Below are 26,196 nucleotides of genomic sequence, written 5' to 3'. Positions count from 1 at the left end.
AGTCACTCCAGAAACAGGCTGGCAGGTTGTTCGAGCAAGCCACGCATGGCCTGGATAAATTGCGCCGCGTCCATGCCGTCGACCACGCGATGATCGAAAGAGCTGGAGAGGTTCATCATTTTGCGGATCACGATCTGGCCTTTGACCACAACCGGGCGCTCGACGATGCGGTTGACGCCAATAATGGCGACTTCCGGCAGGTTGACCACCGGGGTGCTGGCAATGCCGCCCAGCGCGCCGAGGCTGGTGAGGGTAATGGTCGAGCCGGACAGTTCTTCGCGGGTCGCCTTGCCAGTGCGCACGGCATTGGCCAGACGGGCGATTTCATCGGCGGCAGCCCACAAATTCAGGCTTTCTGCGTGGCGAACTACCGGCACCATCAAGCCGCCATCGCTCTGCGCGGCCACGCCAATGTGGGCGGCGCCAAAGCGGGTGATGATTTGCGCTTCGTCGTCATAGCGGACGTTGATCTGCGGGAAGTCGCGCAAGGCCACAACCATGGCCCGCATCAAAAATGGCAGCAAGGTCAGCTTGCCGCGGGTTTCGCCCCATTTCTGATTGAGCTGGGCGCGCAACTCTTCGAGTGCGGTCACGTCGATTTCTTCAACGTAGCTGAAGTGCGCGGCGCGGCGTTTGGCATCTTGCATGCGCTGCGCGATCTTGCGACGCAGGCCGATCACCGGGATGTGCTGTTCATCCGTGCGCATGGCGTAGCCGCTGGCAGGTGCAGCGCTGGTGCTGGTGTCCTGTGCCAGGTAGGCATCAAGGTCGTCATGCAGCACGCGACCCGCAGGCCCGCTGCCTTGCACGAAACGCAGTTCAATCCCGGCGTCCCATGCGCGTTTTCGTACAGCCGGGGAGGCCAGCGGGCGCTCATTGGCTTCGCGGGCTACAGGAGCCGCTCGCGGGGTTGGCGCAGTTTTGACCGCCGCCACCGACACCGCTGCCACTTCAACCCGGGCCTGCGCCGGAGCTTTGGGCGCGGCTGCTGGTGCTTCGGCGGCTACTGCGGGGGCGGGCGCGGCGTCTTCACGCAGGTTGCCCGCGCCTTCGACTTCAATGCGGATCAGTTCACTGCCCACCGCCATGACCTCGCCGGGCTGTCCGCCCAGCGCCAGTACACGGCCGGCCACAGGGCTCGGAATGTCCACGGTGGCTTTGTCGGTCATGACGTCGGCCACCACCTGATCTTCGCTGACCAGGTCACCGACTTTGACAAACCATTCCACCAGCTCAACTTGCGCAATGCCTTCGCCAATGTCCGGCATCTTGATAACGTGCGTACCCATTTAAACCTCCATGACCCGTTGCAAAGCCGCACCCACTCGCGCCGGGCCGGGGAAGTAGGCCCACTCTTGCGCATGCGGGTAGGGCGTGTCCCAGCCGGTTACGCGTTCAATCGGTGCTTCCAGATAGTGGAAGCAGTGCTCTTGAACCAGCGCAATCAGCTCGGCGCCAAAGCCGCAGGTGCGTGTGGCTTCGTGCACGACGACGCAACGACGGGTTTTCTTCACGGAGGTAACAATTGCATCCAGGTCCAGCGGCCACAGGCTGCGCAGGTCGATGACTTCAGCGTCGATGCCGGTTTCTTCGGCTGCGGCCTGGGCCACGTAGACGGTGGTGCCGTAGGTCAGGATGGTGACTTCGGTGCCAGGGCGCACGATGGCGGCGCAGTCCAGCGGCACGGTGTAGTAGCCATCCGGCACGGCGCTGGCGGAGTGTTTGGACCACGGCGTGACCGGGCGCTCGTGGTGGCCATCGAACGGGCCGTTGTACAGGCGTTTCGGCTCAAGAAAAATCACCGGGTCATCGTTTTCGATGGCGGCAATCAGCAAACCCTTGGCGTCATACGGATTGGACGGCATGACGGTGCGCAGGCCGCAAACCTGGGTGAACATCGCTTCGGGGCTTTGGCTGTGGGTCTGGCCGCCGTAAATGCCGCCGCCGCAGGGCATGCGCAGGGTCATGGGGGCGATGAACTCGCCCGCCGAGCGATAGCGCAAGCGCGCCGCTTCAGAGACGATCTGGTCAGAAGCCGGGTAGAAGTAGTCGGCAAACTGGATTTCAGCCACCGGGCGCAAGCCGTAGGCACCCATGCCCACGGCTGCACCGACAATGCCGCTTTCCGAGATCGGTGCGTCAAACACCCGCGAGCTACCGTACTTGGCCTGCAAGCCTTCGGTGCAGCGGAACACGCCGCCGAAGTAGCCGACGTCCTGGCCGAACACCACCACGTTGTCATCGCGCTCAAGCATGACATCCATGGCCGAGCGCAGGGCCTGGATCATCGTCATGGTGCTGATACTCACGGCGTTCTCCATCTGAATTTTATTGTTGTCGTTCATCTGGTTATAACCCCAACTCTTGACGTTGCCGACGCAGGTGGTCGGGGATGTCCTTGTACACGTCTTCAAAAATCGTCGCGGCGCTCGGCATTTGCCCGCCCGCCAGGGTGCCGAAACGCTCGGCTTCCTTTTGCGCGCCAATGATTTCGGCTTCGAGCTCGGCGCTGACCGCCGCGTGTTCTTCTTCCGACCAGTTGCCGGTGGCAATCAGGTGCTGCTTGAGACGGGCAATCGGGTCGCCCAGCGGGAAGTGGCTCCAGTCGTCAGCCGGGCGGTATTTGGACGGATCATCCGAGGTGGAGTGCGGGCCTGCGCGGTAAGTGACCCATTCGATCAGCGTGGGGCCCAAGTTGCGCCGCGCGCGTTCTGCGGCCCACACCGAGGCGGCGTACACGGCCACAAAGTCGTTGCCGTCAACCCGCAGCGAGGCAATCCCGCAGCCTACGCCACGACCGGCGAAGGTGGTGGATTCGCCGCCGGCAATGGCCTGAAAGGTCGAAATCGCCCACTGATTATTCACCACGTTAAGAATGACCGGCGCTCGGTACACGTGGGCAAAGGTCAGGGCGGTGTGGAAGTCAGATTCGGCGGTGGCACCATCGCCAATCCAGGCCGAGGCGATTTTGGTGTCGCCTTTGATGGCCGAGGCCATGCCCCAGCCGACCGCTTGTACGAATTGAGTGGCGAGGTTGCCAGAAATACTGAAAAAGCCGTAGTCGCGCACCGAGTACATGATGGGCAATTGCCGACCCTTGAGGGGGTCGCGCTCGTTGGACAGTAATTGACAGATCAGGTCAACCAGCGGCACGTCGCGGGCCATCAAAATGCTTTGCTGGCGGTAGGTCGGGAAGCACATGTCATCCAGGTTCAGCGCCAGGGCCTGAGCGCTGCCAATGGCTTCTTCGCCCAGACTTTGCATGTAGAACGACATTTTTTTCTGACGCTGGGCTACCACCATGCGGGTGTCGAAAATTCGCGTTTTGAGCATGGCGCGCATACCGGCGCGCAGTACCTCGGTCGGGACGCCTTCGGCCCACGGGCCAAGTGCCTGGCCCTGATCATCAAGCACGCGAATCAGGCCTTTGGCCAGATCAGCCGTGTCGGCAGGGTCTACGTCTATAGCGGGTTTGCGGACCTTGCCGGCATCGGTCAGGCGCAGGTAGCTGAAGTCGGTCTTGCAGCCTGGTCGGCCGGAGGGCTCGGGAACGTGCAGGCGCAACGGTGCATAGTCGGTCATGGCTTTCTCTACGCTCGATCTTGTCGTGTTTATTAGGCGCGGGAGCTAGTTGTGAGTCGAACATCTGGCTGTTTAAAACGCCAAATCTTGTCCTACAACAATCATAGGCCTGACCGTGAAGAATATTTATCTGTAGTTCATTGTGCTTTGCGCTCAATAAGGATAAGAATTCTGCATAAACATAAAAAACAGGTGTTTTTATCTCATGCGCAAGCTAGATCGAACGGATATCGGGATTCTCAACAACCTTCAGCAGAATGCGCGCATCACCAATGCGGACCTTGCGCGCTCGGTTAATTTGTCACCGACGCCGTGTTTTAACCGGGTCAAAGCCATGGAAGAGCGCGGGCTGATTCGTGAACAAGTGACCCTGCTGGACGCCGACATGCTGGGCCTGCACGTTAACGTGTTTATTCATGTCAGCCTGGAGAAGCAGGTCGAGGAGGCGTTGCAGCACTTTGAGGCGGCGATTTCGGATCGTCAGGAAGTCATGGAGTGCTATTTGATGGCCGGCGACCCGGACTATTTGATCCGGGTGCTGGTGCCGAGCATTCAGGCGCTGGAGCGTTTCATGATGGACTTTCTGACCAAAGTGCCGGGGGTGGCGAACATCCGTTCCAGCTTCGCCCTCAAACAAGTGCGCTACAAAACCGCGCTGCCCTTGCCACCGGGCGGCCTGACCCTGGAAGAGTGATGTTCAAACTGTAGGAGCGAGCTTGCCTCGCGATCTTTTGATTGTGTTTTTAAGATCAAAAGATCGCAGCCTTCGGCAACTCCTACGGGGGGGATTGGGTGTGATGCATGCTTTTAAAACCGCAGGCGCCAGCGTTCATTGAAGCGCAGGTCGACAATCGCCAGCGGTTCGATATCGATCAGGTTAAAGGAGGCGGTGCTGGCCTGCAGCGCATGCAAGATCGCGGCGCGGATGACGAAGGGGTGAGTCACCACGGCAAAGTGGCCTTCTTCGCGAAATGAGTCGATCCAGGTGCCAACCCGCACGCACAGCTCATTCACCGTTTCGCCGCCATGGGGGGCCTTGTCGGGGTTGCTGATCCACTCGGCGAGCGCCTGGGGAATATTCTGTTGGAGGTCTGCCAGGCTGTGACCTTTCCAGTCCCCCGCGTCGTAATCCTCAAGCTCGGGGATGATTTCTATTTCGCCACCCAAGGCGTGGGCTGTTTGCAAGGTGCGCGCTTCGGGCGCGCAAAGGATGCGCACCGGCTTTTTCAGGGCTGAGGCGATAAGTGCTGCTTTTTCCAGGCCTTTGGGTTCAGGCGGCTCATCCAGTGCAAAGTGCCCTTGACGCTGCGCTTCAGTGCGGGCGTGAGAAATAAAACTGAGGCGAGTGGGCATTATCAATTCCTTGCGCGGTACGCGTTGTTAACCCTCGGGCAGCGTTTGGGCGCCCCCCAAATGAGATTAGGCGAGTATTATTGCGGCGTATTCCTATCTCAAGGTACTTCGCGATGTCTGCTGCTTTCTTGAAAAAAATCCTCAATGCATCAGCGTTGGTGGCACTGATGGCCGGAGCCAGCACTGCCTTCGCCCACGCGCATCTCGAACAAGCGACCCCGGCTGCTGATAGCAGCGCAAGCGACGTGAAGGTATTGCGTTTGCAGTTCAGCGAAGGTGTTGAGCAGGCGTTTACCAAAGTGGCTGTCAGCCATGACGGCGCTCCCGTCGCGTTGAGCAGTGTCAAAACCGAACCTGCGGATAAAAAAGTATTGATCGTGACGCCTGAGCAGCCCTTGGCGGCGGGGCAGTACGAGGTCAAGTGGAACGCGGTGTCGGTTGATACCCACAAAAGTAACGGCGAATACAGCTTCACGGTGAGCAACTGATTTGATGTTCAGCGCCATGGTGGTCTGCCGGTTTGTGCATTTCAGTGCAGTGTTGCTGCTGTTCGGTGGCTGGGTCTTCAGACCGTTGTTGCCGGGGACGCTGTCAGGTCCCCGGCAACAGGTGCAGGGCGCCTATCGCGGGTTGGCCTGGCTGGCGCTGTTCAGTAGCCTTGCCTGGTTACTGCTGACGACGTTCTCAATGGCCGGTAGCTGGGCAGACACGCTGGACCTGGCCACCCTGAAGCTGGTGCTGGGCAGTACCTTTTTCGGTCAGGTCTGGACCGCCCATTTGCTGTTCAACGGGTTGTTGCTGATTGCGTTGTACACCACGGCGCGTTTCGGCCTGATCGCTGTCGTGAGCTTTTTGCTGCTGGCCACGCTGGCGCCCGTTGGTCATGGCGCGATGCTCGATGGTTGGCAGGGCCAGTTATTGATCCTCAATCAGATGATCCACTTGCTGTGTGTCGGTGCCTGGGTGGGCGGGCTGCCGGTGTTGTGGTGGGTCCTTACGCGGCCTGCCGGGGTAGCGGTCGATGCGGTGTTGCGGCGTTTCAGTAATGTCGGTTTCGTACTGGTGGCCGGGATCATTCTTACAGGGCTGATCAATACGCGGGTGCTGACCGGAGCGCTCTGGCCTACGCCGCTGTTTCAGGGCTTTGCGCTGATTCTATTGATCAAGGTGGTGCTGGTCGGGTTGATGCTGCTGTTGGCCCTGTTCAATCTGCTGATGAGTCGCGCGGGGCACTTCTGCGTCTTACGCCGCAGTGTCGCCATTGAGTGGCTATTAGGGGTGTCGGCGGTGGCCGCGGTTTCACTGTTAGGCACGTTGCCACCGCTGGTCGTCAGCTAGGGCGCATCTGTCTCAATCTTCATCCAGAGCGGTTTTGCCATCCGCTATATTTACCTCTCTCGTAACAAAAAAATACAAAGAGAGGGCTCTTCGTTGGATCTTTCACATCCGCTATGGCTGGCACACGACACGCAGTTGATCGTGTGCTGCCTGCTGGCAATTGTCGCCATCATCGTTTTAATCAGCGTCTGCAAGCTCACGCCTTTTCTTTCGATTCTGATCGGTACCTTTATTGCCGGGATCGGTGCCGGGTTGCCGCCAGAAATGGTCGCCAAGGCATTCAGCAAAGGCGCAGGCAGCATCCTCGGGGAGGCCGGGATCATCATTGCCCTGGGCGCTATGCTCGGGGCCTTGATGGCGGAGTCCGGGGCGGCAGACCAAATCGCCGCCACTTTGTTGCGCCATGCCAAGGGCCGCGCCTTGCCGTGGGTGATGGCATTGGTGGCAATGGTGATTGGCTTGCCCTTGTTTTTCGAAGTGGGGCTGGTGCTGATGGTGCCGATCATTTTTGTGATCGCCCGGCAGTCGGGCCAGCCGCTGCTTAAGGTCGCTATCCCGGCATTGGCCGGCATGACGGCGCTGCATGCCTTGATGCCTCCACATCCCGGGCCTTTGATTGCGGTAAGCGCCTTGCACGCCGATCTGGGGCTGACCATGTTGCTGGGTCTATGCCTGGCGATTCCTGCAGTGATTCTGGCCGGGCCGCTGTACGGCATTTGGTTGTCCAAGCGCATGCATGTGGTGGAGCCAGCCGAATTGGGCGCGCTGTTTTCCGCCAAGGTCCCGACCCGACGCAAGCCAACCTTTGCGGTGTCCTTGCTGATTATTCTGCTGCCGGTGCTGTTGATGTTGGGCAGCACGCTAGCCAAGGTGGCCATGGCGCCGGAAAGCGGCTTGGCCGTGACCCTGAAGTTTTTGGGTGAGCCGTTGATCGCGCTGGGGCTGGCGGTGCTGGCGGCGGTGATTTGCCTGGGCTGGTCCATCGGCATGGCCCGCGATCAAGTGGGCGGTGTGCTGCGCAAGAGCCTGGCGCCGATTGCCGTGTTGCTGCTGACGATTGGCGCAGGCGGTGGCCTGAAAGAAACACTGCTGCAAGCCGGCATCAGCGACACCATCAGTAAAGTGGCGAACGGTGCGCATCTGTCCTACGTCATGCTGGCCTGGCTGATTGCCGTGGCGTTGCGTCAGGCCACGGGTTCGGCAACCGTAGCGACCACCACGACAGCCGGTATTCTGGCACCCCTGATCATCGGCCTTGAAGGCGTCCAAGGCTCTTTGGTGGCGCTGGCAATCGGGGCGGGCTCGGTGTTCTTTTGCCACGTCAACGACGCGGGCTTCTGGATGGTGCGCGAGTACTTTGGCCTGCAGCTCAAGCAGACCCTGATGGTCTGGTCAGTGCTGCAAACCATCGTCTCGTTGGTGGGGCTGCTGGGCGCGCTGTTGCTGTGGAATTTGCTGGTCTAGAAACGTTACTGACCCTTGTAGGAGCGAGCTTGCCTCGCGATCTTTTAAAAGATCAAAAGATCGTGAGCAAGCTCACTCCCACAGGAGGGTGGGCTAAATCAGCAGGAACACTGCCAGCAATCCACCAAAGATCGCCCATTTTTCCAGGTAGTAGCGCGTGCGATTGCGCTTTTTCAGCTCTTTGCCGCGCAGACGGATCTTGTACAGCCGGGTAAAGGCCCGGTTCAGGCCGCCGGTTTTATCGTTGTCATCGTTCGGTGAGCTGGCCGACGCCATGACGGTGCGGCTGAACCATTGGTTGAAGGCCGCCGCCCAGCGATATTTCATTGGGCGCTCAACGTCACAGAACAGGATGATGCGGTTCTTGTCGGTGGTGTTTTCGGCGTAATGGATAAAGGTTTCGTCGAACATCACCGCTTCACCGTCACGCCAGGCATAGTTCTGACCATCGACATTGATGTAGCAGCCCGGATCATTCGGGGTGTCCAGGCCCAAGTGGTAGCGCAACGAACCGGCGTAAGGGTCACGATGGCGAACCAGTTTCGAGCCGGGTGGCAACTCGGCAAACATCGCCGCCTTGACGGTGCCGATACCATTGAGCAATTCAATCGTGCGTGGGCACAGTTCCACCGCTGAAGGATGGTTGTCGCCGTACCATTTCAGGTAAAAGCGCTTCCAGCCGCTCTTGAAGAACGAGTTGAACCCCACGTCGTTCGGTTGTTCGGAGCGTTTGATTTCACCGGCCTGCATCAGGTTTCGTGCTTCTTCGCGGATTTCTTGCCAGTGGTCCTGCAGGACCTGGAGCTGCGGGAAGTCCGCCGGCTTCAGGTAAGGCTGGCTGGGCACTTTGGAAAACAGATACAAGAAGCAGTTGAGCGGCGCCAGAAACGTGGAGTGGTCGCTCAATTGACGCCCTAGCTTGTGGCGCACGTTGCCCCGCAAGTGGACGTATGCGATGGAAAAGACGTAAACAGCAATAATGATGAGTTTCAAAAGTATCGTCACACAGTAAGAAATACACTGCCCGACTTGCACGCAAGTGGCCCGACATCCTGTAGGAATTGCCGGGTACTGGTGTAGCTGGAAGGGAGCCAAAGCGTAAGGTTAAACACCAGTTTGAGCATTTTCCAGCCTTTGACGACAGATAAGTGTCTGTGTGCGTACAGTCTTTGGTCGGGTTGCGAGTCAGTTTTTGTTTGTTTTGGTCTGTTTTAGCGATGTATGTGCGCCTAAATGCGGGTTTTCTGGATCAATCTGTCAACTTCATCGGCTTTGGGTGACGTCGCCGGCCCCCGGCGAGTAACGGCCAAAGCCGCCGCAGCATTGGCGCGTTTGGCCGCCTCTGGCGCAGCGTGGCCGGCGCTTAATGCGGCAATCATGACCCCGCAATGAGCGTCTCCAGCGCCATTACTGTCGATGGCCTGCACCTTGAACCCGGCAATCAGCTGTGACCCGTGGGCGTCGCTGACCCAGCAGCCTTGCGGGCCGTCGCGCAGCACGATCAGGCAATCGCCGGGCAGGCGCGCTCGCAGGCCGTGCAGGGCGTCGGCAACGGTGCGGGTGGAGATAAAGCCGAGCGCTTCGCTGCGATTGCTGGTCCACAGGTGCAGACGCGGCAATAAAGCGCTGATCAAGGCGGGGTCAATGTTGTGCACCAATGGCCCCGGGTCGAATGTGACGTGCACGCTGCGAGGCAGTCCATTTAGCCAATTGAGCAGGGAGTGGGCTTTGCCCGCATGCAGCAGGCTGTAGCCACTGACGTACACGTAATCATCGGGCGCGACCTGGACGCTTGCCAAGTCTTCATTGGACAGAGTCCCTTCAGCACCAATACAGGAAATAAACGTGCGTTCGGCGTTGGCCTCCGTCAGCGCTACGCACAGCCCGGTGTCTTTGTGCGGGTCAATCGGCTGGATGAACTCGATGCCTTCGTCACGCATGGCCAGACGTGCAATGTCACCGAACTGACCACGACCGTGACGGCCCAGGTAGACGGTGTTCAGGCCGTTGCGCCGGGCGGCGGCCATGACATTGAAGCCGCCACCGGCATGGAAGCTGGCACTGCTGGCCAGCGCATCACTGCCGGGGCGGGGCAAGGTGTCGAGGGCCATGACCAGATCGATGATGACTTGGCCTGTGTGCAGCAATCTAGGCATTGGCAGACCCCGTGCTGGCAGGGCGACGGTCTTTGGCACCGCCCAGCAGTGCATACAAGCCCCCTGCCACCACAAACGTCACTACCCAGCCGAGTCCGTTATGGCCCAGCCATGAGTCGGCCAGCGGCCCGACGAACCAGTTGGCGTCTGAACTGCCGACCTGGGTAAAGCAAAAGCCCAGCACCAGTGCCAGCGCCCAGGAGGCCAGAGCCCGCCATTCAATGCCGCCGTTGTACCAGTAACGGCTGTGACGGCTGAGGTCCATCAGGTCGGCGGGGCTGTAGTAGTGGCGATGAATCAGGTCGACGATAAAGATGGCAACCCATGCGGTGATCGGAATGGCTGTGAGGGAGATAAAGGTAATGAATGGGGCGTAGAAGCTGTCGGCATACAGCATGAAGTACGTCGAACCGGCGAATATGACGACGATATCGACGACAACGGCCTGCACCCTTTTAATCTTGATGCCCAGGGTTAATGTGGTGAGCCCGGCTGAGTACACAGACAAGTGATTGGACAGCAGCAAGCCACCAAAGGCGCTGAGCAGGTAGGGAACCGCCATCCAGGCCGGCAACATGTTGCGTATGGCCGCAATGGGGTCGGTTGCCGAGGCGAGGTCGTGATTGCCGACAGACAACAAGCCGCCCAGGGTAATCAGCAGCACCAGCGGGATACCCGCGCCACAGGCGGCAGACGCCACCAATTGCCGGGCACTGACGCTGCGGTGTTGGTAGCGCGACATGTCGGCGCCCGCATTGGCCCAGCCGATCCCGGTGCCGGCCGCCATGATTCCGATACCGATAATCATGGCGCTGGCCGGCGCCGAAGGGGCGCTGAACACGGCCTGCCAGTTGATGGTGGCGCAGAGAAATCCCGCGACCAGCAGGTTGAGCGCGCCAAACAGGTAGGTGGCCCACTGCTGAATGACCAGCAATGTGGCATGGCCCAGTCCCGAAACGGACAACGTTAGCAGGGTAAAAATGGCGATAAAGAGCAGGGTGAGCAACGGGGTGTGGGTCGCCTCGGTGGGGGTGCCGAACACAATGGCGGACAACGCCAGCAGGACGTAAGCGGCGGTGGTGGTGTTGACGGTTTCCCAGCCTACGCGTGAAATCAGGGAAACCAGCGTAGGGCCAATATTGCCCCGCACACCGAAGATCGCGCGTGACAGCGTCAGACTTGGCGCACGGCCTCTACGCCCGGCAATGGAAATGACGCCGACCACGGCAAATGAGCCTGCCGCGCCGATCAGCGCAACAATGATCACCTGCCAAAAGGCCAGTTGGTGGAAGGCCACCAACGTGGCGCCCAATGGCAAACCGAGAATGCTGATGTTTGCCGCAAACCAGACCCAAAACAGTTGCAACGGGTTGCCATTGCATTCGTTTTCGGGAACGGGCTCTATGCCACGGGTTTCCAGTTGCCCGGCGCTGTGCCCGACGTTGGGATTGCTCATGGGGTGCTGCTCCTGGTGCTGTTTTGCCGTTCGGACACAGTCGCTCGCAGCTGTCTGTGAGCGCTGAGGGTGGGGCGGTCCTTCGCGGTTTTTCAGGCGTTGCGCAGTATCAGTAAGTGTTCAACCAAGGGTTCCAGCTGCAGGTTATTGACCTCTTTGACTTGCTGGATCAACGCCTGCGGCCATTGTTCCAGCCCGGCACATGCACCCAGCATCGCGCCGAGGATCCCGGCAATGGTGTCGGTGTCACCGCCAATGCTGGCGGCGATGCACAGGGCGTTAAAGCTGCTGAGGCTGCCGCTGGCAACCCGTTGCGCAAGGGCAAAGGCGGCCACTACAGATTCTTGTGAAGCGACTGACGTGCCAATGACGTCGTACAGCAAGTCACCGAGGTTGTCCGGGTTGCACTCATGGCTGGCATGCCGGGCCCAGCGAATCCGCGGCCCTATGCGTCCACCTGCGACCCAGTGGCCGTGGTGTTCGGCGATGTAGGCCATTTCTGTCCCTGCATTGAGGGCATGCTCAAGTTTTTTACCGTTGAGACCGCTGGAGATTACCGCTGCCACAGCGGCTGCGCTGGCGATCCCCAGGCTGGTGTTGTGAGTGACCTGGCAGGCTTGTACCACCGCCTTGATGAACAGGTCTGGCTGGCTGATGTCAGCGGCTATGCCGACCGGGGCAATGCGCATCGCTGCGCCATTGGTGGTGCCATAGCGGCCTGATTCTTCAGGGCTGTGGCCTGCCAGAATCATTTCGATTGCGCGCTTGGTTGAGGGCCCCAGTAAATCTTGAGAGCCTTTGGCCTGCATCACGGCTTCCCAGGCGATCAGGCGTTGCGCGAGGGTGTTTGGATCTATATCGCCATTACCGTCAACCAGCAGTTGGGCGACCAGAATCGCTTGCTCGGTGTCGTCGGTGATTGAGCCTTTGGGCATGTTGGGGGCGATCGGCTGGTCCGCTGGTGCGTCTACCAGCCCGGTGATCTGCCCGAAGCGCGCGATGATCTGGGCGCGGCTGAACGACTGGGTAGGCATGCCCAGGGCATCACCCAGCGCCAGGCCATAAAAGGCACCCAGCGCACGATCATTCGAGTTCATTGGGGGCTCCAAAGGAGTGGTGCATGCGAAAGTGCGTCGGATCAAGCCAGCTTTCGACATGCTCCATCAGTCGCCCATGGCGGTCATAGGTGGTGCGTAACGTTTTGAGAAACACCGTACCTGCCGGGCGGCCGAGCAAATAGGCGTCTTCATCGTTCAGGGGTTCGGCGCCTATCCACTGGTCGCCGTGATCGCCAATAAAGCCATAGGCGGCGAGGGTAATGGTGAGTGAGTCATCAATCATGCCGACCCCGGGCAGACCTTCAAGGCCGCCGATTGCGGGGATGAATGAGCGCTCCAGGGATATCGCTGTCCCGTCGCTGCGCCGACGGCGGCGCTCCAGCACAATGAAATGGCTCAAGCCAAACTGAAGATTCAAGTCCGGGCGTTCTACGGCCTCCAGTTTGAGCTGTTCGGTATGGATACGCGCGCCAGTACTGGCCAGGGCTTGCGCCCAACCCTTTTTTTGATCGAGGGGGATACCGTCAAAGGTCACGACCGAGCCTCCAGCAGTGCGTCGAGCGATGTATTTACGCCGCTCCAGCTCCATCAGCGCCTTATGCAGCGTGCTGCGACTGACACCCAGTTCCTCAGCAAGTTGTTCTTCACCGGGCAAGACATAACCGTCTTCCATGAGCCCGCTTTCGATCTGGCGGACGAGCTCATTGACTACCTGTTGTTTTTTGTTAAATCGAGCTTGTTTTATCATGCAGAGAGTAATAGCTCAGGCCTGACAGTTCAGCAACCCGGGAGTTCCATGAAATTTTCACGGGCATGGGCGATGACCGAAGGTGTCGTACGGGGCCCGTAGTACCGGGTGGTGCAAAGCGATTCAGGGCAGGTGCAAGCCCAGTATCGACAACAGGTCTTGTGGGAAGAACAGGGCAGATGTCTGTTGCAAGTCTTGGCGAGACCACCAGCGATGCTGGGTCATGACCTCGCGTTCTTGAGCGGTCCAGCCGCCATCGCTGACCTGTTCGACGCCCACGCGCACGATAAAAAAGCGTTCATCGGCCATCACCCATGCGCCGTCAGGCAGTTGCATCTCAAACACCCGTTGTGCGCACTCTGCGCCCACATCGGCCGCGACGATGCCGACTTCCTCTTGCAGCTCGCGGATGGCGGCCTGTTCAAAGGTTTCTCCCGGCTCTACTCCACCGCCGGGTGTTGCCCAATATTCCTGACCTTGCAAAGCGCCTGTCTTATGGGTGAAACGGAAAAGGAGTACGCGATTCTCGGGGCTTATGACCAGTAATCGGGAGGAGGGTCGCTGGCGCATTGGACTGCTCACTGTGGTATTGATCTTAAAAGAGGAAGGCGTTGCGGCACGGCTGGTGTGCGATGGGGCAGTATGCTTGAACGGGCGCGGCGCGTGTGTGACGGTTTTTGATGTTTAGAGGGGGTAGTCTTTATGACGCAGCACAGCGATTTTGGCGCACTTACATTCAGGTCTGCGGACTTAAATACTCACCTTGAAGCGTGCATACGCTTTAGAGCAGACACTTTTGTCTGCGGCTTCGGCTCTGCTGAACGTTTTTATGGCGAAGATGGCAAGGGCGTTGAGTCTTACGTCACGTGGGTAAAGGAGAAGGCGGCCGCATTGCCAGGATCAGTCGTCCATGTGTGGGATGGCGAGCAGATCATTGGGCAAATAGAGATGGGCCTGGTGCCGAACATTGAGTCGGTGGGCTACGTCAATTTGTTCTATCTGACACCGCAATACCGCGGGCGAGGGCTCGGCGCCCTGCTCGAAGCGTACGCCTGGAAGTATCTGGGCGCTTTGGGGTGCACCTCGTTGCGCTTGTCGGCCAGCCCTACCAACACGCCTGCTTGGTTGTTTTATCAGCGTAACGGCTGGGAAGATTTGGGCCCGCGTGACGATGACCCAACGGTTCGCAAGTTGCAAAAACACGCCAAAGTTAAAGTGTCCGGCGACAGCCAGGTGATCAACCCGGATGACTACCTCGAAACCGCGTTCGGGCGTGAATTTACCCCCGAACGTAATAAAGAAGCATGGGCGCATGCCTATGAATGGCTCTCGAAGCAGTTGGCGCAGGCGCCTGCGGGCGTGTTTGTGCATTTGGTGATGGGTGTACAGGGCGCGGGCAAATCCCATTGGATGTCTCAAAACTTGGGGCGCTTGGGCCATCGTGCGATTGCCTTTGACGCCGCATTGCCCGCTCGGCGTCATCGAGAAAAATTGCTATCGATCGCCCGTGAACACGGGGTGCCGGTGATTGCGATTTTCGTTAAAGCCTCGCTTGAGCAAGCGCTCTTGCGCAACGCCAGTCGCGCGCCTGACAAAAGGGTGCCGGTAGAGGCGTTGAAAAGCGTTTTCAGCCTGATTGAGCCACCAACCGAAGCCGAAGGGTTCCTTTGGGTCGAAACCATTGACGGCACTCGGCAACCCGCTGTGCTGCAAGTGCCCAGCGCCGTATCGGCATAAAGTGGACAACGGTTCGTTTTACATGCCCTGCAGCGTCTGAAGGGCATGTAACAACTTTAGCCGCAGGCCTTGAGGTTGACCGGGCCGACAAATTCGTTGCCCCGGCCCATTACGCAGGCGACTGCTTGGTTGCGTTGGCGCTCCCAGGCTTGCACCGGGTAGGTCTTGTTCCAGGCCTCATACAGCTGCCGATCCTGATTGGAAAGGCGCAAGTTGTAGTGCTTGCTCATATAGAAGTAGGTGCGCGCAATCATCCCGCGTATGGACGGGCGCGGCATGACTTTTTTGGCTTTGAAATCGACTTGTGTCAGGCAAGAGCCGTATTGACCGGATTGTGCGGGCAGCCAACCAAAACTGAAGTTGTTGCGGTCACCGTTAACTTCGCCAATGCTCGGCACCAGGTTGTGCAAATCGGCTTCTGCCACTTTGTAGACCGGGTCGTTACGGGTGCAGTTTTTTCGTCCGCCGTTTTGCCAGCATTGGCGCTGATGGCCAATTTGCCAGGCGGGAACAATGTGTTCCCATTCAATGCGCGCTGCACGGTTGGCATTTTTACGCGGGACGTAACCACAGCCTTTAAGGTCGACGCGGTTGCCGGTGTATTTGCAGCCACAATAAAACTCGGTTGATTGCGGGGCGTAGAGCTTCCAGGCGACCTTTTTAGCTTCGTTGAATGTTTGCGGGGCTGCGGCGTGTGCGCTTAACACAGTAAAGAGGCTGGCAAATGCCAGTAAACGAACCCTCATTGACTCAGTCTTCCTCAGATACGGTCCAGAAAACATTCACGCCGCCACAATCACGGTGAGCGATGGTGACGTTGTCGTTTTCGGAGATTTCTTCCAGCAAGCGTTCCCAGAACTCCGGGTTGTCACCTTCTTGCCGTTCAAGCACCGCCATCCGGTCTTTTTGGGCTTTAGGCGAGCTGATGATTTTTTGTATGCGCATACCGAAAACTTCGTACGGACTTGGAAGGGTAGGCTCTTTCGCCCCTTTTTTAGCCATGATGCAATCCTTGGTTAGCTGTATGCGCATACAGTATTTTACTGCGAGAGATTTGGCAACTGTTTGCACTGCTCGCGCTGCCGGGATGGGACTGCGTTTTTTCGGTTTAGTGCGAAAACAAGAAGAGAATCAAGCAAATAGACCACTCATCCGGGCGAATGAGTGGTAGGAAGCCAAACGCCGGGCGGCGTTTGGCGCGGGTTTTTAGTATTCCCAGAACATCCGCTGCAGCTCTTTGCTGTCTTGGGTTTTGGTCAGGGCGACCATGGCCAGGATGCGGGCTTTTTGTGGGTTAAGGTCGTGAGCGACAACCCAGTCATATTTGTCGTCTGGCTGTTCTGCGTTGCGCAGTACGAACCCGCCGTTGTTTACGTGGGAAGAACGAATGATTTGCACGCCATCTTTGCGCAGTTCTTGCAGGGTCGGGACGACGCGAGACGATACCGAGCCATTGCCGGTGCCCACGTGGATGATCGCTTTGGCGCCGTTTTGTGCCAGTGCTTTGTAAGCGGTGTCGTCTACGTTGCCATAGGAGTAGGCGATGCCGACATTAGGCAGGGACTTGATGTTTTTGATGTCGAATTCAGAGTCCATGGTGTGACGCTTGGCCGGCAAGCGGAACCAGTAGGATTTGCCTTCAACCACCATGCCCAGCGGGCCCCAAGGGCTTTTGAATGCTTCAGTCTTGATGTTCATCATTTTGCTGACATCCCGACCCGACTGGATTTCATCGTTCATGGTCACCAGTACGCCTTTGCCGCGAGCTTCTTTGCTGCCGGCTACCGCTACCGCGTTGTACAGGTTGAGCATACCGTCAGCGGACATTGCAGTGCCTGGGCGCATGGAACCAACGACGATAATTGGCTTGTCGGTTTTTTCAACCAGGTTGAGGAAGTAGGCAGTCTCTTCCAGGGTGTCGGTGCCGTGGGTGATCACAATTCCGTCGACATCTTTGCTGTCTGCCAGCTCAGCAACCCGGCGCCCCAATTGCAGCAAGTTGTCGTTGGTGATGCTTTCGGAGGCAATTTGCATGACTTGCTCGCCACGCACGTTTGCCAATTGGCTCAACTCAGGAACACCCGCAATCAGTTGGTCGATGCCCACTTTGGCTGCGGTGTAAGTTGCGCTGTTGGCTGCGCTGGCGCCTGCGCCTGCAATGGTGCCGCCGGTTGCCAGAATGACCACGTTAGGTTTGGCGGCGGCTTCTTGAGCCTGAGCTGCCGGCATGGCCAGAAGAAGGGCCAGGGCGCCCGGAATAATTGATTTCAAGACTGCTGTTTTCATTGTTCTCTCTCTTATTAGTAAGCGCGCAGATTGGCGCGGCGCACGTCATTGCAAAGGCATGAGCCGATGGAAGGGCAGCACACTCCATGCCACTATCAGTGCCAATTTGTATTTTTGTAACCTGTTGTTTTGTAAGGAGATATTTTGAAATTTTTATTTGGTTTTATGCGCAGTGACGGAATCCCGAACATTCGAGGTGTTGTCTGTTCGGGGATTCGACTGCTTACAGTGTTTTGAAATGCAGAGTGGCGATCTACCAAAACGGAGTTTGGCGATGCTTTTGGAGGGCGCGAGGAGGGGGAGCTCAGATTGATTTTGGGCTGTCAGCAGGTTTGTATTTTTCAAACACTTGGCTAACAAACGCTCTTGCAGCCTCTGTGCCCAGCTCTTTGACTAGAAGATCAATGCCGATGATGGCCAGCTCTTCCGGGCTGCCTGGGCTATAAGAGCATTGCCCTTGCGGCCACTTGGCTTTGATATCTGCATCGATGCTGACTGTTGTCATGGGTATCTCATGAGGGGTTTCAAAAACGCGATTTTAGCAAAATGTCATCTCGAGACGATCAGAATGGTGAAATTATTCATGTCGCTCGCTGCTGACCTATCCGTCTTTGCCTATTGCGACGGCGGTTATGCCTGAATGATGACAGTTTATGGGTTGTACATATTTCGTCACGATTAGGCGTGTGCGGTTGTAATCCAGTCGGGCAAACTCTTGCGACTGTAGGCCTGATCTGAAAATGCTATCAGTCCACATGCAACCTATATGCGCAAACGCTGTCGCAAGGGTTCTGACTATTTATCTTAAGGAGGCTTCATGTCCTGGAAGCTAGCATCATTGGGTTCATTGTTGGCAGTCGCAGTGCTGTCTGGGTGCAGCAGCACGCACGATGCTGTGAAAGAGCCTGTTGCTGACACTGGGCATACGCGTTGCGATGCCAAAGCTGCCGATTTTGCGATTGGTCAAAAAGCCTCTGCAGCCCTGCTGGAGCAAGCCCGTATCAAGGCTGGCGCGCAGACTGCACGGATCTTGTCGCCTCACGACATGATCACCCTTGAGTACCGTTCTGATCGTTTGAACCTGAATGCCGATGACAACGCTGTCATTACTCGCGTTAACTGCGGCTAAAGGCATGTAGCCGAGTTTCAGGCATAAAAAACCCCGTCACATGGACGGGGTTTTTTAGTTCGCGGGAGATTTACTCCGGACGAACCTGTGCAGCTTGCATACCCTTTTGGCCTTTCTCAGCCACGAAGGAAACGGTTTGGCCTTCTTTCAGGCTTTTGAAACCGTCGCTTTCGATAGCTTTGAAGTGTACGAACAGGTCGTCACCGCCACCTTGAGGAGTGATGAAGCCGAAGCCTTTTTCATCGTTGAACCATTTTACGGTGCCGGTTTGGCGATTAGACATGGTGTATCTCCAAGAAACTTATATTTTCAGTAGTACTGTGCTGCTCAGGCCAACTGGGCACACTTGGCTATCATAGTCGAAATGTGCGCTTTGGGACCCCCCCTGAGCTGTAGTTTGCAGCATTGTTAGCTTTTGTCTGGGGCTAAAAAAGCCGCGGGGTCCCGTTTTATGGGGGTTTCAGGGCGAAAACGGCCTTAAAAAAAAGCAACTAATGAGGCGGATTTTTTAGTTCAAAACTGCATTTTGGGCGTTTTAGCCTTGTTTGTTGCCATACAAAACCCTATTTCTTGGGTTGAGGGCTGGCTTTGCACTCTGCGATTGCGTTCAAAGCTTTCTGCTGGAGCTCTGGATTTTTAGCGCCTTCCTTGCTCATCAATTCTTTGATTTCAGCCTGGGTGAAGTTCTCTCCGATTTTTGTGGCGCCGCATTCACAGTGCACTTTGGCAGCCTTTTCGTCGATGGTTTGAGCTGCTGCGGGTACACACTGGGCCATGAATTGATCTTTCAAGACCGTGTCCTTGGGCCAGGCTGCCTGGGCGCTCAACGGCATCAACAGTGCCAGTGGTGCGGCGAAAGCCAAAAGATGAGTCATGCGCATGTGATGCTCCTTGAGATCGTTGAATCTGAAATGATGTCACTCACTATCTGAGGCACTAATTAAGCTCAAGTTCATCATTTAGCAAAATTCGCTGGCTGTTTTTTACGCAAAAAAAGAGGGAGGGGCGAGGCTCAGGCATCTGTGTTAGCATGCTGCCCTTGGCCGATTTGTGTGAGGGTGAGCTCTTGGGCCGCTCGACAACGCCATAAACTTTTGATTTGAATTCCAGTCACTCTGGTTCGGTTTCCGGTTGGCCGCAAGGCTCCTGCCACTGTGAGGCAGGTACACCACCGAATCGCGTACTGGCTCATCCCAACCCACGTGACCTTTGGTAGGGGTCACCACTAGGAGAGGAGGCGCCATGCCAACTATTACTCTTCCCGACGGCAGTCAACGTTCATTCGATCATCCGGTCTCTGTGGCCGAGGTCGCTGCTTCCATTGGTGCAGGCTTGGCCAAGGCCACCGTGGCCGGCAAAGTCAACGGCAAGCTGGTTGATGCCTGCGACCTGATCGAACATGACTCCACCTTGCAAATCATTACGCCCAAGGATGAAGAGGGGCTGGAGATCATTCGTCACTCTTGCGCTCACTTGGTCGGTCACGCAGTCAAGCAGTTGTACCCGACCGCCAAAATGGTGATCGGTCCTGTTATTGACGAAGGTTTTTACTACGATATCGCCTTTGAGCGTCCGTTCACTCCGGATGACATGGCGGCTATCGAGCAGCGCATGCAGCAACTGATCGAAAAAGATTACGATGTCATCAAGAAAGTGACGCCGCGTGCTGAAGTGATCGAGCTGTTTGCCGAGCGCGGCGAAGACTACAAGTTGCGTCTGATCGAAGACATGCCGAACGAACAGTCCATGGGTCTGTACTTCCATGAAGAATACGTTGATATGTGCCGCGGACCTCATGTCCCGAATACGCGTTTTCTGAAATCGTTCAAATTGACCAAGCTGTCGGGCGCCTACTGGCGTGGCGATGCCAAAAACGAGCAGCTGCAGCGTATTTATGGCACGGCCTGGGCCGACAAAAAACAGCTGGCTGCTTACGTTCTGCGTATTGAAGAAGCCGAAAAGCGCGATCACCGTAAAATCGGTAAGCGTCTGGGCTTGTTCCACACTCAAGAAGAAGCGCCGGGCATGGTGTTCTGGCACCCGAATGGCTGGACGCTGTATCAAGTACTTGAGCAGTACATGCGCAAAGTACAGCGCGACAATGGTTACCTTGAGATCAAGACTCCTCAGGTAGTGGATCGCAGTCTGTGGGAAAAGTCCGGTCACTGGGCCAACTACGCTGAAAACATGTTCACCACTGAGTCGGAAAGCCGCGACTACGCGATCAAGCCGATGAACTGCCCTTGCCACGTGCAAGTGTTCAACCAGGGGCTGAAGAGCTACCGTGAGTTGCCACTGCGTCTGGCTGAGTTCGGTGCTTGCCACCGTAACGAGCCGTCGGGTGCCTTGCACGGCATCATGCGTGTTCGTGCGTTTACTCAGGATGATGCGCATATTTTCTGCACTGAAGAGCAGATGCAGGCCGAGTCCGCCGCTTTTATCAAGCTGACTCTGGATGTGTACGCAGACTTCGGCTTTAAAGATATCGAGCTCAAGCTGTCGACTCGCCCTGAGAAGCGCGTAGGTTCCGACGAGCTGTGGGATCGGGCTGAAAGTGCATTGGCTTCAGCGCTTGATAGCGCGGGTCTGGCGTATGATCTGCAGCCGGGTGAAGGTGCATTCTACGGTCCGAAGATCGAGTTCTCGCTAAAAGATTGTCTCGGTCGTGTCTGGCAGTGTGGTACCTTACAGCTCGATTTCAACCTGCCGATCCGTCTTGGCGCTGAATATGTGTCCGAAGACAACAGTCGCAAGCATCCCGTTATGCTGCACCGCGCGATCCTCGGATCGTTCGAACGCTTTGTCGGTATTTTGATCGAGCATTACGAAGGTGCGTTCCCTGCGTGGCTAGCGCCAACTCAGGCAGTGATCATGAATATCACTGATAAACAGGCAGAATTTGCCGCCGAAGTTGAAAAAACTCTCAATCAGAGCGGATTTCGTGCCAAGTCTGACTTGAGAAATGAAAAGATCGGCTTTAAAATCCGCGAGCATACTTTGCTCAAGGTTCCCTATCTTTTGGTTATCGGAGATCGGGAAGTCGAGATGCAGACTGTCGCTGTGCGTACTCGTGAAGGTGCTGACCTGGGCTCGATGCCCGTCGCCCAGTTCGCTGAGTTCCTCGCGCAAGCGGTTTCCCGGCGTGGTCGCCCAGATTCGGAGTAATTATTATTAAGCGTGAAATGAGACAAGATAAACGAGCTGCACCGAAAGCCCCGATCAACGAGAATATCTCGGCACGCGAGGTTCGGTTAATTGGCGCTGACGGCGAGCAGATTGGCATCGTCTCGATTGATGAAGCGCTTCGTATCGCTGAAGAGTCCAAGCTGGACCTGGTAGAAATCTCAGCGGACGCAGTCCCGCCTGTTTGCCGGGTGATGGACTACGGCAAGTCGATCTTCGAGAAGAAGAAGCAGATTGCTGCGGCGAAGAAGAACCAGAAGCAGATTCAAGTAAAAGAAATCAAGTTTCGTCCAGGGACGGAGGAAGGGGATTACCAGGTAAAACTGCGCAACCTGGTACGTTTCCTGAGTGATGGGGACAGGGCCAAGGTGTCATTACGATTCCGCGGCCGTGAGATGGCCCACCAGGAGCTGGGTATGGAACTGTTGAAGCGGGTTGAAGCTGACCTTGCCGAATACGGGACCGTCGAACAGCATCCTAAGATGGAAGGACGCCAGCTGATTATGGTCATCGCCCCGAAAAAGAAGAAGTAACCACCAGGGCACGGCAGGCCTTGCGGTTATGTTTATCAACTGAATGCGGAGTATCCGAACATGCCAAAGATGAAGACTAAAAGTGGTGCTGCTAAGCGGTTTCTGAAAACTGCAAACGGTATCAAGCACAAGCACGCTTTCAAGAGCCACATCCTGACCAAAATGTCGACCAAGCGTAAGCGTCAACTGCGCGGTAGCAGCTTGCTGCATCCGTCTGACGTGGCAAAAGTCGAGCGCATGCTGCGCCTTCGTTAATTTTTGGATCAAGACTAGAGGAAGTAACTCATGGCTCGTGTAAAGCGTGGCGTCATTGCCCGTAAACGTCACAAAAAAATTCTGAAACTTGCTAAAGGCTACTATGGTGCACGTTCGCGCGTATTCCGTGTTGCCAAGCAAGCGGTAATCAAGGCAGGCCAATACGCCTACCGTGACCGTCGTCAGAAAAAACGTCAGTTCCGCGCTCTGTGGATCGCTCGTATCAACGCTGGTGCTCGTATCAACGGTCTGTCTTACAGCCGTCTGATCGCTGGCCTGAAAAAAGCTTCCATCGAGATCGACCGTAAGGTTCTGTCTGATCTGGCAGTGAACGAAAAAGCGGCGTTTGCTGCGATTGTCGAGAAAGCTAAAGCCACCTTGGCTTAAGTACCCCCGACAGTTCTTGCGCTCACTGTGTGGGCGCAAGCGCTAAACGTCTTAAATAGGGGAAGAGCCTTCAAGCTCTTCCCCTATTTTGTATCTGGAGTCTGTACATGGAAAACCTGGATGCGCTGGTCTCTCAAGCACTAGAGGCTGTGCAAAGCGCTGAAGATATCAATGCCCTGGAGCAAATCCGGGTTCAATACCTTGGCAAAAAAGGTGAATTGACTCAGGTGATGAAGACCCTGGGGAATTTGCCGGCAGAAGAGCGCCCGCAAGTGGGGGCCCTGATCAACGTTGCCAAGGAACGTGTCACAGAGGTTCTCAATACGCGCAAGGCACTGTTTGAGGAGGCTGAACTGGCCGCCAAACTGTCTGCCGAGTCTATTGATGTGACCCTGCCTGGCCGTGGCCAGACCTCCGGCGGTCTGCATCCGGTTACCCGGACTCTGGAACGTATCGAACAGTTCTTCACCCACATTGGCTACGGCATTGCCGAGGGCCCTGAGGTCGAAGACGACTATCACAACTTCGAGGCGCTCAACATCCCAGGCCATCACCCGGCCCGGTCGATGCATGACACCTTCTATTTCAACGCGAACATGTTGTTGCGCACCCATACCTCGCCAGTACAGGTCCGCACCATGGAGTCGCAGCAGCCGCCGATTCGCATCGTCTGCCCAGGCCGTGTGTACCGTAGCGACTCCGATATCACTCACTCGCCGATGTTCCACCAGGTCGAAGGCCTGCTGGTTGATCGCGATATCAACTTTGCGGACCTGAAAGGGACCATCGAAGAGTTCCTGCGAGTGTTCTTCGAAAAAGAATTGGCCGTGCGCTTCCGTCCGTCGTACTTCCCGTTCACTGAGCCTTCGGCCGAAGTGGATATGGAATGTGTGATGTGCAGCGGCAAGGGCTGCCGTGTCTGCAAACAGACCGGCTGGCTTGAAGTCATGGGCTGCGGCATGGTGCATCCAAACGTGTTGCGCATGTCTGGAATCGACCCGGAAGAGTTCTCGGGCTTTGCTTTCGGCATGGGCGTTGAGCGTCTGGCCATGCTGCGTTACGGCGTGAACGACTTGCGTCTGTTCTTCGATAACGACTTGCGGTTCCTCGCGCAATTTCGCTAGTCGTAACGAATTCTTAGGAGAGCAGGATGAAATTCAGTGAACAATGGCTGCGTGGTTGGGTTAACCCGCAGGTAGGTCGCGACGAGCTGGTTGCTCGTTTGTCGATGGCCGGTCTTGAGGTCGATAGCGTTGCGCCGGCCGCCGGTGTTTTCAGTGGCGTTGTCGTGGGTGAGGTGCTCAGCACCGAACAGCACCCGGACGCCGATAAATTGCGCGTGTGCCAGGTCAGCAATGGCGCCGAGACGTTTCAGGTTGTGTGCGGTGCACCCAATGTGCGCCCAGGCCTGAAGATCCCGTTCGCCATGATCGGTGCCGAACTGCCAGGCGATTTCAAAATCAAGAAAGCCAAGCTGCGGGGCATTGAGTCCAACGGCATGCTGTGCTCGCAAGCTGAGCTGCAGGTTGGCGAAGGCAATGACGGCTTGATGGAATTGCCAGTCGATGCGCCGGTAGGCGAAGATTTTCGCGTCTATCTGGACCTGGAAGACGCCAGCATTGAAGTTGACTTGACCCCTAACCGCGGTGACTGCCTGTCGCTGGCGGGCCTGGCTCGGGAAGTGGGTGCGCTGTACGCAGCCGAGGTGAAACGTCCTGTGGTCGCTGCTGTTGCAGCCGTGCACGATGAAGTCCGCCCTGTTGAAGTGCTTGCGCCTGCTGCGTGCCCGCGTTATCTGGGGCGTGTCATCCGTAACGTAGATCTGTCCCGTCCTACGCCGCTGTGGATGGTTGAGCGCCTGCGTCGTGCAGACGTGCGTAGTATCGACGCTGCTGTCGATATCACCAACTACGTGATGCTGGAGCTGGGTCAACCGTTGCACGCATTCGATCTCGCCGAGATCAATGGCGGCATTCGCGTGCGCATGGCAGAAGAAGGCGAGAAGCTGGTTCTGCTTGATGGTCAGGAAGTCGCCCTGCGTAGCGATACGCTGGTGATCGCGGACCACTCCCGCGCATTGGCAATTGCCGGTGTCATGGGTGGTGAGCACAGTGGTGTCTCGGCAACGACCCGCGACGTGTTCCTCGAAAGCGCATTTTTCGATCAAATTGCTGTTGCAGGCAAAGCGCGTTCTTACGGATTGCACACTGACGCTTCGCATCGTTACGAGCGTGGCGTGGACTGGAAACTGGCACGTGAAGCGATGGAGCGGGCCACAGGCTTGCTGCTGGAAATCACCGGCGGTGAAGCGGGTCCAATCGTTGAAACCGTCAACGAGCAATACCTGCCATCCATTGCGCCGATCACCCTGCGTGCTGCGCGTATCACCCAAATGCTGGGTCTGGAAATGGACTCTGCTGAAGTCGAGCGTTTGCTCAGCGCTTTGGGCCTGACCATCTCCGCCGACGGGGCAGGGCAGTGGCGCGTAGAAGTGCCAAGCCATCGTTTCGATATCAGCCTTGAAGTTGATTTGATCGAAGAGCTGGCCCGTCTTTATGGTTACAACCGTCTTCCGGTTCGTTATCCGCAAGCTCGCCTTGCGCCACAAGCGAAAGCTGAAGCGCGTAGCGAACTGCCAGAATTGCGTCGTCTGTTAGTCGCGCGCGGCTATCAGGAAGCAATTACTTACAGTTTTATCGATCCGAAGCAGTTCGAATTGTTCAGCCCGGGTGTTGAGCCTCTGTTGCTGGCCAATCCGATCTCCAACGACATGGCGGCCATGCGTGCTTCCCTGTGGCCGGGCCTGGTTAAGTCCTTGCAGCACAACCTCAATCGTCAGCAAGACCGCGTTCGTCTTTTCGAAAGTGGCCTGCGGTTTGTAGGGCAACTGGAAGGCTTGAAACAAGAGCCGATGCTGGCTGGCGTTGTATGCGGTACCCGTCTGCCGGAAGGCTGGGCGCAAGGTCGCGATGTAGTCGACTTCTTTGACGTCAAGGCTGACGTAGAGGCTGTGCTGGGTTTTGCTGGCGCGCTTGATGACTTCACCTTCGTGGTGGGTAGCCATCCAGCTCTGCACCCTGGTCAAACCGCTCGCATTGAGCGCGATGGCCGTGAAGTAGGCTACGTCGGTGCGATCCACCCTGAGCTGGCTAAAACCTTGGGCCTGGATCGTCCAGTGTTCCTGTTTGAGCTGGTATTGGCAGAAGTGGCTTCGGGCAAAATGCCTAAATTCCACGAACTGTCGCGTTTCCCGGAAGTCCGTCGTGACCTGGCACTGTTGGCCGATCGTGACGTTGCAGCCAGCGACGTGCTGAATGTAATCCGTGAAAATGCAGGCGAATGGCTCACAGACCTAAGGCTATTTGACGTTTACCAGGGTAAAGGTATTGATCCGCTTAGAAAAAGCCTTGCAGTTGGCTTGACCTGGCAGCATCCATCGCGCACTCTTAATGACGATGAGGTGAACACCACGACACAAAATATCCTCACCTCGCTCGAAAACAGGTTGAACGCCACGTTAAGGAAGTGACG

General features: G+C 56.9%; 28 protein-coding genes. 12 read left to right on the top strand and 16 right to left on the bottom strand.

Going from position 1 to position 26,196, the window contains the following annotated elements; translation table 11 throughout:
• Window positions 1-2: 2 nt before the first annotated feature.
• From TU84_RS12370 to TU84_RS12360, 3 genes are read right to left on the bottom strand one after another with little or no spacing between them, the layout of a single operon-like run.
• Window positions 3-1,289 (bottom strand): dihydrolipoamide acetyltransferase family protein, encoded by a 1,287-nt coding sequence (locus TU84_RS12370; protein ID WP_048369355.1) that lies wholly within the window; start codon window positions 1,287-1,289, stop codon window positions 3-5.
• Window positions 1,290-2,345: an alpha-ketoacid dehydrogenase subunit beta gene (locus TU84_RS12365; protein ID WP_048369354.1), complete on the bottom strand. Its 1,056-nt coding sequence runs from the start codon at window positions 2,343-2,345 to the stop codon at window positions 1,290-1,292.
• 4 nt (window positions 2,346-2,349) lie between these two features.
• A complete protein-coding gene (locus tag TU84_RS12360) occupies window positions 2,350-3,582 on the bottom strand; it encodes a 3-methyl-2-oxobutanoate dehydrogenase (2-methylpropanoyl-transferring) subunit alpha (protein ID WP_048369353.1) in 1,233 nt (410 codons plus the stop codon).
• A gap of 205 nt (window positions 3,583-3,787) precedes the next feature.
• Here TU84_RS12360 and TU84_RS12355 point away from each other — a divergent pair, with 205 nt between their 5' ends.
• Window positions 3,788-4,276, top strand: coding sequence for an Lrp/AsnC family transcriptional regulator (locus tag TU84_RS12355; protein WP_048369352.1), 489 nt, complete (start codon window positions 3,788-3,790; stop codon window positions 4,274-4,276).
• A gap of 113 nt (window positions 4,277-4,389) precedes the next feature.
• Here the strand turns inward: TU84_RS12355 and TU84_RS12350 are convergent, their stop codons facing one another.
• Window positions 4,390-4,935: a histidine phosphatase family protein gene (locus TU84_RS12350; RefSeq protein ID WP_048369351.1), complete on the bottom strand. Its 546-nt coding sequence runs from the start codon at window positions 4,933-4,935 to the stop codon at window positions 4,390-4,392.
• A gap of 113 nt (window positions 4,936-5,048) precedes the next feature.
• On the opposite strand from TU84_RS12350, the gene copC reads away from it, so the two are divergent.
• The 3 genes from copC to TU84_RS12335 all read left to right on the top strand — a co-directional run bounded on the left by copC (window position 5,049) and on the right by TU84_RS12335 (window position 7,737).
• The gene (gene copC, locus TU84_RS12345) at window positions 5,049-5,423 is read left to right on the top strand and encodes a copper homeostasis periplasmic binding protein CopC (protein ID WP_048369350.1); all 375 of its coding nucleotides are present in this window, start codon (window positions 5,049-5,051) and stop codon (window positions 5,421-5,423) included.
• Window positions 5,424-5,427: 4 nt separating this feature from the next.
• Entirely contained in the window at window positions 5,428-6,273 is an 846-nt protein-coding gene (gene copD / locus TU84_RS12340) for a copper homeostasis membrane protein CopD (protein WP_048369349.1), read from the top strand.
• Between the two features lie 93 nt (window positions 6,274-6,366).
• Complete coding sequence (locus tag TU84_RS12335) at window positions 6,367-7,737, top strand: GntT/GntP/DsdX family permease (RefSeq protein WP_048369348.1); 1,371 nt, start codon at window positions 6,367-6,369, stop codon at window positions 7,735-7,737.
• A 93-nt stretch (window positions 7,738-7,830) separates the two neighbouring features.
• Here TU84_RS12335 and lpxO read toward each other — a convergent pair whose 3' ends face one another.
• The 6 genes from lpxO to TU84_RS12305 all read right to left on the bottom strand — a co-directional run bounded on the left by lpxO (window position 7,831) and on the right by TU84_RS12305 (window position 13,725).
• Window positions 7,831-8,730, bottom strand: a complete 900-nt coding sequence (gene lpxO / locus TU84_RS12330; RefSeq protein WP_048369347.1) for a lipid A hydroxylase LpxO — start codon at window positions 8,728-8,730, stop codon at window positions 7,831-7,833.
• 236 nt (window positions 8,731-8,966) lie between these two features.
• Window positions 8,967-9,893, bottom strand: coding sequence for a PfkB family carbohydrate kinase (locus TU84_RS12325; protein WP_048369346.1), 927 nt, complete (start codon window positions 9,891-9,893; stop codon window positions 8,967-8,969).
• Entirely contained in the window at window positions 9,886-11,349 is a 1,464-nt protein-coding gene (locus TU84_RS12320; protein WP_048369345.1) for a purine-cytosine permease family protein, read from the bottom strand. The genes TU84_RS12325 and TU84_RS12320 overlap by 8 nt, the downstream gene beginning before the upstream one ends.
• A 92-nt stretch (window positions 11,350-11,441) precedes the next feature.
• Window positions 11,442-12,446 carry an ADP-ribosylglycohydrolase family protein gene (locus TU84_RS12315; RefSeq protein WP_048369344.1) on the bottom strand — a complete coding sequence of 335 codons (1,005 nt, stop codon included), beginning with the start codon at window positions 12,444-12,446 and terminating at the stop codon, window positions 11,442-11,444.
• Window positions 12,433-13,155 carry a GntR family transcriptional regulator gene (locus TU84_RS12310; protein ID WP_048369343.1) on the bottom strand — a complete coding sequence of 241 codons (723 nt, stop codon included), beginning with the start codon at window positions 13,153-13,155 and terminating at the stop codon, window positions 12,433-12,435. Before TU84_RS12310 ends, TU84_RS12315 begins: the two co-directional genes overlap by 14 nt.
• A gap of 123 nt (window positions 13,156-13,278) precedes the next feature.
• Window positions 13,279-13,725, bottom strand: coding sequence for an NUDIX hydrolase (locus TU84_RS12305; protein ID WP_048369342.1), 447 nt, complete (start codon window positions 13,723-13,725; stop codon window positions 13,279-13,281).
• A gap of 321 nt (window positions 13,726-14,046) precedes the next feature.
• Here TU84_RS12305 and TU84_RS12300 point away from each other — a divergent pair, with 321 nt between their 5' ends.
• Window positions 14,047-14,892: a GNAT family N-acetyltransferase gene (locus tag TU84_RS12300; RefSeq protein WP_162207687.1), complete on the top strand. Its 846-nt coding sequence runs from the start codon at window positions 14,047-14,049 to the stop codon at window positions 14,890-14,892.
• A gap of 56 nt (window positions 14,893-14,948) precedes the next feature.
• Here TU84_RS12300 and TU84_RS12295 read toward each other — a convergent pair whose 3' ends face one another.
• The 4 genes from TU84_RS12295 to TU84_RS12280 form a co-directional block, all read right to left on the bottom strand.
• Entirely contained in the window at window positions 14,949-15,638 is a 690-nt protein-coding gene (locus tag TU84_RS12295) for an endonuclease (RefSeq protein ID WP_048369341.1), read from the bottom strand.
• 4 nt (window positions 15,639-15,642) lie between these two features.
• Window positions 15,643-15,894: a DUF1654 domain-containing protein gene (locus tag TU84_RS12290; RefSeq protein ID WP_048369340.1), complete on the bottom strand. Its 252-nt coding sequence runs from the start codon at window positions 15,892-15,894 to the stop codon at window positions 15,643-15,645.
• 204 nt (window positions 15,895-16,098) lie between these two features.
• Window positions 16,099-17,178: an asparaginase gene (locus TU84_RS12285; RefSeq protein WP_048369339.1), complete on the bottom strand. Its 1,080-nt coding sequence runs from the start codon at window positions 17,176-17,178 to the stop codon at window positions 16,099-16,101.
• A gap of 304 nt (window positions 17,179-17,482) precedes the next feature.
• Entirely contained in the window at window positions 17,483-17,683 is a 201-nt protein-coding gene (locus TU84_RS12280; protein ID WP_048369338.1) for a hypothetical protein, read from the bottom strand.
• Between the two features lie 312 nt (window positions 17,684-17,995).
• On the opposite strand from TU84_RS12280, the gene TU84_RS12275 reads away from it, so the two are divergent.
• Window positions 17,996-18,307, top strand: coding sequence for an I78 family peptidase inhibitor (locus tag TU84_RS12275; protein WP_048369337.1), 312 nt, complete (start codon window positions 17,996-17,998; stop codon window positions 18,305-18,307).
• 70 nt (window positions 18,308-18,377) lie between these two features.
• Here TU84_RS12275 and TU84_RS12270 read toward each other — a convergent pair whose 3' ends face one another.
• A complete protein-coding gene (locus TU84_RS12270; protein ID WP_003179963.1) occupies window positions 18,378-18,590 on the bottom strand; it encodes a cold-shock protein in 213 nt (70 codons plus the stop codon).
• Window positions 18,591-18,870: 280 nt separating this feature from the next.
• Window positions 18,871-19,188: a hypothetical protein gene (locus TU84_RS12265; protein ID WP_048369336.1), complete on the bottom strand. Its 318-nt coding sequence runs from the start codon at window positions 19,186-19,188 to the stop codon at window positions 18,871-18,873.
• Window positions 19,189-19,549: 361 nt separating this feature from the next.
• On the opposite strand from TU84_RS12265, the gene thrS reads away from it, so the two are divergent.
• The 6 genes from thrS to pheT all read left to right on the top strand — a co-directional run bounded on the left by thrS (window position 19,550) and on the right by pheT (window position 26,194).
• Complete coding sequence (thrS, locus tag TU84_RS12260) at window positions 19,550-21,472, top strand: threonine--tRNA ligase (RefSeq protein ID WP_048369335.1); 1,923 nt, start codon at window positions 19,550-19,552, stop codon at window positions 21,470-21,472.
• Complete coding sequence (infC, locus tag TU84_RS12255; RefSeq protein WP_173430611.1) at window positions 21,472-22,023, top strand: translation initiation factor IF-3; 552 nt, start codon at window positions 21,472-21,474, stop codon at window positions 22,021-22,023. Before thrS ends, infC begins: the two co-directional genes overlap by 1 nt.
• Before the next feature lie 60 nt (window positions 22,024-22,083).
• Window positions 22,084-22,278, top strand: a complete 195-nt coding sequence (gene rpmI / locus TU84_RS12250; RefSeq protein ID WP_002553160.1) for a 50S ribosomal protein L35 — start codon at window positions 22,084-22,086, stop codon at window positions 22,276-22,278.
• A gap of 30 nt (window positions 22,279-22,308) precedes the next feature.
• Window positions 22,309-22,665 (top strand): 50S ribosomal protein L20, encoded by a 357-nt coding sequence (rplT, locus tag TU84_RS12245; RefSeq protein ID WP_048369333.1) that lies wholly within the window; start codon window positions 22,309-22,311, stop codon window positions 22,663-22,665.
• A 107-nt stretch (window positions 22,666-22,772) separates the two neighbouring features.
• The gene (pheS, locus tag TU84_RS12240; protein ID WP_048369332.1) at window positions 22,773-23,789 is read left to right on the top strand and encodes a phenylalanine--tRNA ligase subunit alpha; all 1,017 of its coding nucleotides are present in this window, start codon (window positions 22,773-22,775) and stop codon (window positions 23,787-23,789) included.
• A gap of 26 nt (window positions 23,790-23,815) precedes the next feature.
• Window positions 23,816-26,194 (top strand): phenylalanine--tRNA ligase subunit beta, encoded by a 2,379-nt coding sequence (gene pheT / locus TU84_RS12235; RefSeq protein WP_048369331.1) that lies wholly within the window; start codon window positions 23,816-23,818, stop codon window positions 26,192-26,194.
• Window positions 26,195-26,196: the final 2 nt, after the last annotated feature.

The sequence above is a fragment of the Pseudomonas helleri genome (assembly GCF_001043025.1).
Taxonomy (GTDB): domain Bacteria; phylum Pseudomonadota; class Gammaproteobacteria; order Pseudomonadales; family Pseudomonadaceae; genus Aquipseudomonas; species Aquipseudomonas helleri.
The sequence above is the reverse complement of the archived record's forward strand: the minus strand, read 5'-3'. Positions and strand labels throughout refer to the sequence as shown.